The organism is Burkholderia sp. BKH01 (genome assembly GCF_025685725.1).
Taxonomy (GTDB): Bacteria; Pseudomonadota; Gammaproteobacteria; order Burkholderiales; family Burkholderiaceae; genus Burkholderia; species Burkholderia pyrrocinia_C.
On record NZ_JAOTQT010000058.1, the window covers coordinates 1 to 1,560 of the forward strand.

Sequence of the window (1,560 nt, forward strand, 5' to 3'; positions counted from 1 at the left end):
ATTATCGAACGTTTTGATTGTAGTAGCTTTTTAGATGGAATGGTCGCCTCCCGCCACTGCGACCGTTCCAGAGCCTGACCGTGCATTCTGGGCTCCTGGTATGGATGTGCGACAGTGCTTTGTCCGTTCTTCCGTTCAGGAGAGATTCCATGGAGCCCACGACGATAGCCATTGATCTGGCCAAGCGCGTTTTTCAAATCCACTTTGTCGATCCAAACGGCACGATTCACCGCAAAGTGCTGACGCGTGTCCAGATGCTGCCGTTCTTCGCCAATCGGCCAGCAGCCCGGATCGTCATGGAGGCCTGCGGCAGTGCCCACCACTGGGCCCGTCAACTAATAGCGCTTGGTCACGAAGTACGGCTCATTGCTGCCCAGTTCGTGCGCCCATTCGTCAAGTCGAACAAGAACGACGCCGCGGACGCGGCGGCGATCTGGGAGGCGTCTCTGCGCCCCGGCATGCGCTTTGTTGCCGTCAAATCGGCGGACCAACAGGCGATGCTGGCGCTACACCGGATGCGCCAGCAACTGGTCCGGATCCGCGTCATGCAGGTTAACCAGTTGCGCGGATTGCTCTATGAATTCGGCGTCGTCTTGCCACAAGGTCGACGTCCATCGATCCAGGCCGCGCAAGCGGCGATCGCGACGCTAACCGATCAACTGCCGGGAATGCTGATCGATAGCCTGTGTGATCAACTGTCTCGGCTTCACCTGCTTGATGACCAGATCCAGCGCATCGAGCAGCGCATTATCGAGTGGCGACGAGGTGACGAAGCCTGCCGGCGGATCTCGGAAATCCCGGGCGTGGGTCCGTTGACGGCAACTGCGGCCGTGTCGGTGATTGGCCAAGCGAGAACCTTCCGGTCTGGACGGGAATTCGCGGCTTACCTGGGCCTTGTGCCGAGACAGAACGGCTCCGGCGGCAAAGTAAAGCTCGGCGGAATCAGCAAACGCGGTGACGTTTATCTACGGACCCTGCTGATTCACGGCGCACGAGCCGTGATCTCGAGTTCGAAGCATCTGCCGGCGCACATGCGGGATCTGTTGGCACGACGGCCGACGAATGTCGTCGCCGTCGCGTTGGCGAACAAGATGGCCCGCACGATCTGGGCATTGCTGGCTTACGGACGAACTTACCAACCAGCGGCGGCGCTACCGAGCTAAAGACCCGATAAACGAACATCAAACTCATCCATGGTTGCACTGGTGATATTGAACGATGGCAAGACAGGTTGGACCGCGCAAGGGCAAGCCTGAGACATTTCTCGGATCTCGAGTCCGTTAGTTAGATTAGGACCCTTGCGGCGAAATCCATCGGGGCCGGCAGGCACGTCCTGCAATCGAGTCCGGATATAAGTCCGCAACCACCCTCCTCGCCACGATCAAAATCGCCTTGCAAATGGGAGGCGACCATATAAGAAATGTCGCGTTTGGACCTCGGTAAGCTTGCCGGCTCCCCGTCAGATCATGGAGCCGGCGATGCACCGAACAGCACTGGTGACATTGAACATGCGAGAACTCGATCGTCTGAAGGTAATCCAGGCTGTAGTGGATTTGGGCC

1 protein-coding gene is annotated in these 1,560 nt (G+C 58.4%); it reads left to right on the forward strand.

Going from position 1 to position 1,560, the window contains the following annotated elements; translation table 11 throughout:
- Positions 1-149: 149 nt before the first annotated feature.
- Entirely contained in the window at positions 150-1,163 is a 1,014-nt protein-coding gene (locus tag OEJ37_RS34785; protein WP_174422387.1) for an IS110 family transposase, read from the forward strand.
- Positions 1,164-1,560: the final 397 nt, after the last annotated feature.

Bases quoted from the DNA above. Each gene is read 5' to 3' on its own strand.
- OEJ37_RS34785 (WP_174422387.1), top strand. From the start codon at position 150: ATGGAGCCCACGACGATAGCCATTGATCTGGCCAAGCGCGTTTTTCAA.